Raw genomic sequence first — 5,008 nt, 5'->3', positions numbered from 1 at the left:
CCCGCCTGCGCAAGCGTGGCCTGCAGCAGCGCACGCATGGTCGCGGAGTCGTCGATGGCGAGAATGGTTCGGATCATGTCTGTCTCGGAAACGTCAGGGTTTCGGCGCCACGGCGACGGCGCTCGCCACGACCGGCCGCACCGCCGGCGTCGGGCCGCCGAGCTGCTGCGCGAGCAGCTTCGAGCCGGCCGCGTCGGCGGACAGCGTCGTCGTCGTCGCGTCGTCGCGCATCAGCGCTTCTTCGGATTTGCGATTCAGCACGATCACGCTGATCCGGCGGTTTTCCGGATCGAGCGGATCGGCCTTGTTCAGGTTCTGCGTCGACGCGAGGCCGAGCACGCGCAGCACTTTCGCCTCGTCCATGCCGCCGGAGATCAGCTCGCGGCGCGACGCGTTCGCGCGGTCGGCCGACAGTTCCCAGTTGCTGTAGCCGCCCTCGCCGCCCGCGTACGGCACGGCGTCGGTATGGCCCTGGACGATGATCCGGTTCGGCACGTCGTTCAGCGTCTTGCCGATCTCGCGCAGGATGTCGCGCATGTACGGCTCGACGTGGTCGCTCGACATCGCGAACATCGGCCGCTTCTGGGAATCGACGATCTCGATGCGCAGCCCCATCAGCGTCGAATCGATGCGGATCTGCTGCTTGAACTGGCGCAGTGTCGGGTTGGCCTCGATCGCGGCCATCAGCTTGATCTGCAGGTCGTGCAGGCGCGTCTGCTCGAGCCGGTCCTGCGCGCCCTGCGCCTGCGACCGGGAATTGTCGTCGCCCGCCTTCGCGAGACGCTCGGCGAGCGACGTCGTGCCGTCGGTGCGGCGCAGCGTGCCGGCGTCGACGCTCGACAGGTCGCGGCCGCCGCCGTTGATGATGCTGGACTCCTGCGAGCTGCGGTCGCCGCTGCCGAGAATCGCGGCCTTCAGCGGCATGTTGAAGTATTCGGCGATCCCCTTCAGCTGCACCGGCGTGACCGAGCTCAGCAGCCACATCAGCAGGAAGAACGCCATCATCGCGGTCATGAAATCCGCGTACGCGAGCTTCCATGCGCCGCCGTGGTGGCCCTTCTTCGCCGGGGCCACCCGCTTGACGACGATCGCGCGATCCTTGCTCTTGCTCATCGGTCGCTCCGCGTCACTTCGCCTTCACGCGGCGAACATGTTCTTCGAGCTCGGAGAACGACGGACGCTCGGTCGAGAACAGCACCTTGCGGCCGAACTCCACCGCGATCGCCGGCGCATAGCCGTTCAGCGTCGCGAGGATCGTCACCTTGATGCACTGGAACATCTTGGTCGACTCGGCGACGCGCTGCTCCGCGAGGCTCGCGAGCGGCCCGATCAGCCCGTACGACAGCAGGATCCCGAGGAACGTGCCGACCAGCGCCTGCGCGATCATCGCGCCGAGCACCGCGGGCGGCTTGTCGGCCGAGGCCATCGTGTGCACGACGCCCATCACGGCCGCGACGATGCCGAACGCCGGCATCGCGTCGCCGACGCGCATCAGCGCATGCGCCGGGCCTTCGCCTTCCGTGTGGTGCGTCTCGATCTCCTCGTCCATCAGGCTCTCGATCTCGAACGCGTTCATGTTGCCGCCCACCATCAGGCGCAGGTAGTCGGTCAGGAATTCGACGATGTGGCGATCGGCGAGGATCTTCGGGTATTGCGTGAAGATCGGGCTCTTTTCGGGATCGTCGATGTCGGCCTCGAGCGTCAGCGTGCCTTCCTTGCGTGCCTTCGCGAGCAGCACGTAAAGCAGCGCCATCAGCTCCATATAGACGTCCTTCGTGTATTTCGAACCCTTGAAGAGCGTCGGCAGCACGCGCAGCGTGGCCTTGATGGTCTTGCCGCCGTTGCCGAGGATGAACGCGCCGACGCCGGCGCCCACGATCATCAGGATCTCGACGGGCTGGATCAAGGCGCCCAGATGCCCGCCTGCCAGCGCATAACCGCCGAAGACGGACAACAGCGTCACGAGTGTTCCCACGATAATCAGCACTGCCTGTCCCTCACGAAAGACCGGCGGGGAGACCGCCGTTAAACAGGTTTACGGCAGTCGGCAGGAAAACTTTCGCGGCCGCCCGGCGGCGGCCCGACGGTGTTTACCAGCAATGCGCGGACGATTCGCGCGGCCCGTGGGGCGCCACTCGGGCCCCGCTTGCGCCCCGTCCGGCCTTGCCCGGCCCGGCGTTCAGGCCACGGCGGCGGCCAGTTCGGCGCGCGCGGCGGCGGCCTTGCGGGTCTTGCCGGCGCGCGACGGCGGCTGGCACAGGCCACACACGAAACCTTGATGCGGATCATGCGCATGCGCGACGAAGTGGCCGCCGCAGCGCGTGCACGGGGTCATCTGCAGCATCCCCGAATCGAAGAAGCGCACCAGCGTCCACGCCCGCGTGAGGCTCAGCGCGGCCTCGTCGCCGGACAGGTTCACGTGCTCCAGATAGAGCCGGTACGCCTTCACGATCGACTGGATCGTGTCGCAGCGGCCGTGGTCCTGCATGAACCGGTAGATGTTGTAGAACAGCGACGAGTGGATGTTCGGCTGCCACGTCATGAACCAGTCGGTCGAGAACGGCAGCATCCCCTTCGGCGGCGACACGCCCTTCAGTTCCTTGTACAGCTTGATCAGACGGTCCCGCGACAGGCTCGTCTCCGCCTCCAGCAGCTGCAGCCGGGCGCCCAGTTCGATCAGTTCGATGGCGAGGGTGATTTCCTTCACCTCGATCACGACGCTTTTGCTTGCCATGGTGATAACCGTCCGCTTGACGTTATTCGAATGAATGGCCAACACGCTGCCGGCCGGCGCGGCGCGCCGGGACAAACGCAAGGCGGGATGGATCAGCGGACGCCTTCGACCTGCTGCCCGGCCATCAGGATGGCCGAGTGGGCGTGCGCGACGACATCGCTGCGGCCCTTGTCGGCGAGCGACGACAGCAGCGCGTGATCATCGAAGCGGAAGCGGCACAGCATCTGGTTCGACGCGGCCAGCTTCACGGTCTGCGCGAGCGTGAGGTTGGCGAGCACGTCGGCGAGTTCCTGGGAAATGCCCATGCGGAACATGCCCATCGCCTTGTCTTCCCGCAGCAGTCGCTGCGCGAGGAGGAGGTACGACAGGTTGACCTCTTTGATCTCACTGAGCATTTCGCTGGTAGCGCTCATGATTCCCCCGTTAAAAAGCTTTGCTTTGGCCATTCATGTTATGAAAACGTTTGCTCGATCAGCGCGCACCGGGCGCTCAGTCGGCTCGTTTATAGTCTTACAGGGCGAATTTTGGCCAAACGGGATTTATGTCGGTATCAGCGAAGTGGCGTATGCCGTGCAGGATTTGTCTGTAAACCGTGTAGGAATTTTTCCGACAAGGCGAATTGAAAGGAATCGGAAAAACGGGTTGCAACGCGAATTCGGTTGCGAAGGGCTCCGATGGCCGCCACGCCAGAGGTGGAAGGCTTGCCGGCAAGGCTGCCGGCAATCGGATCGGTAAAAATTATAGTGCTTTTTCACGATAGCGCAACAATAGTTATGGCTGTCGCGATTCATGATTCCGCGCCCTTTTTCTCGGGGTTTTCGCGTATTTCATCGTGTAACAAGCCTTAAGTGTTTGAAAAAACACTCGAACCCCTCAGGGCGATATCGATAATGGACTCCAATGGGCGGCGGCGCGAGCCGTGCCGGCCCGCCCCGCAGCTTGCCGTCCGGCGCTCCGCGCACCCCGCCCAGGGCCCGGCCACGTACCGCCAACCGCGTGCGTCGGCAAGTTCCGCAACCTTGTACGGGATCCGTCTCGGCGTCATCGCGCCCCGGATCGACACAGGAGAACATCCATGCGAATTGCCCAGATCGCGCCGCTGTACGAAGCCGTCCCGCCGAAACTCTACGGCGGCACCGAGCGTGTCGTGTCCTACCTCACCGAGGCGCTCGTCGAACTCGGCCATGACGTGACGCTGTTCGCCAGCGGCGACTCCGTCACGTCGGCCCGTCTCGAGGCGGCGTGGCCGCGCGCGCTGCGGCTCGACCCGTCGGTCCGCGATTCGATGGCGCCCCATATGCGGCTCCTCGAGCAGGTCGCCCGGGTCGCGCACGAATTCGACGTGCTGCACTTCCACCTCGACTACCTGCCGTTCCCGCTGATGTCGCGCCTCGACACGCCGTACGTGACGACGCTGCACGGGCGCCTCGACCTGCCGGAGCTGCAGCCGGTGTTCGACGCGTTCCCGTATTCGCCGGTCGTGTCGATCTCGAACAACCAGCGCAAGCCGCTGCCGCAGGCCGCGTGGGCCGGCACCGTGTACCACGGGCTGCCCGACACGCTGCTCACGCCGCAGCCGGACGTGAAGCCCGAATACCTCGCGTTCCTCGGCCGGATCTGTCCCGAAAAGCGCGTCGACACCGCGATCCGCATCGCCGCGCAAAGCGGGCTGCCGCTGAAGATCGCGGCGAAGGTCGACAAGGCCGACGCCGACTACTTCAAGGAAGTGATCGAGCCGCTGCTCGGCCAGGCGCACGTCGAATTCATCGGCGAGATCAACGAAGCACAAAAGCCGGCGTTCCTGTCCGGCGCGAAGGCGCTGCTGTTCCCGATCGACTGGCCGGAGCCGTTCGGCCTGGTGATGATCGAGGCGATGGCCTGCGGCACGCCGGTCGTCGCGTTCAACCGCGGCTCCGTGCCGGAAGTGATCGAGGACGGCGTGACCGGCTTCATCGTCGAGGACGTGCAGGGCGCGGTCGGCGCGCTGCACCGGATCGACAGCCTGTCGCGCACCGCGATCCGCGAGCGTTTCGACACGCGTTTCAGCGCGAAGGCAATGGCGCAGCGTTACGTCGAGACTTACGAATCGCTGTGCGCGGCAACCAAGCAACCGGCATTGCGCCGGGTCGCGGGCGCCTGACGCGAAAATCCGCGCGGAAATAGGCCGTAAATCCGCGCCGAAATCGGCGCGCAAAACCCGCAAAGCAAAAGAGCCGCATCGTCGATGCGGCTCTTTCCATTTGGCCTTCGGTCACTCGATCAGAAAACGATCGC

The 5,008-nt window shown here is 65.1% G+C and carries 5 protein-coding genes and 1 pseudogene; 1 reads left to right on the top strand and 5 read right to left on the bottom strand.

What is annotated here, in order from left to right; genetic code table 11:
• The 5 genes and pseudogenes from JMF90_RS23665 to flhD form a co-directional block, all read right to left on the bottom strand.
• Positions 1-77 (bottom strand): annotated as a pseudogene (locus JMF90_RS23665) (response regulator); the annotation flags it as partial.
• A gap of 16 nt (positions 78-93) precedes the next feature.
• Entirely contained in the window at positions 94-1,113 is a 1,020-nt protein-coding gene (gene motB / locus JMF90_RS23660; protein ID WP_011546714.1) for a flagellar motor protein MotB, read from the bottom strand.
• A 13-nt stretch (positions 1,114-1,126) separates the two neighbouring features.
• Complete coding sequence (motA, locus tag JMF90_RS23655) at positions 1,127-1,987, bottom strand: flagellar motor stator protein MotA (protein WP_006477350.1); 861 nt, start codon at positions 1,985-1,987, stop codon at positions 1,127-1,129.
• 192 nt (positions 1,988-2,179) lie between these two features.
• Positions 2,180-2,734, bottom strand: a complete 555-nt coding sequence (flhC, locus tag JMF90_RS23650) for a flagellar transcriptional regulator FlhC (protein ID WP_006477349.1) — start codon at positions 2,732-2,734, stop codon at positions 2,180-2,182.
• Between the two features lie 92 nt (positions 2,735-2,826).
• Positions 2,827-3,147, bottom strand: coding sequence for a flagellar transcriptional regulator FlhD (flhD, locus tag JMF90_RS23645; RefSeq protein ID WP_011350590.1), 321 nt, complete (start codon positions 3,145-3,147; stop codon positions 2,827-2,829).
• 662 nt (positions 3,148-3,809) lie between these two features.
• Between flhD and JMF90_RS23640 the strand changes: the two genes are divergently transcribed.
• Complete coding sequence (locus tag JMF90_RS23640) at positions 3,810-4,874, top strand: glycosyltransferase family 4 protein (RefSeq protein ID WP_125380917.1); 1,065 nt, start codon at positions 3,810-3,812, stop codon at positions 4,872-4,874.
• The last annotated feature ends 134 nt before the right edge of the window (positions 4,875-5,008 follow it).

Origin of the sequence: Burkholderia sp. E168m23, assembly GCF_016586125.1 — a bacterium.
Lineage (GTDB): Bacteria > Pseudomonadota > Gammaproteobacteria > Burkholderiales > Burkholderiaceae > Burkholderia > Burkholderia orbicola.
Note: the sequence above shows the minus strand (reverse complement) of the source record. Positions and strands in the feature narration are given on the sequence as shown.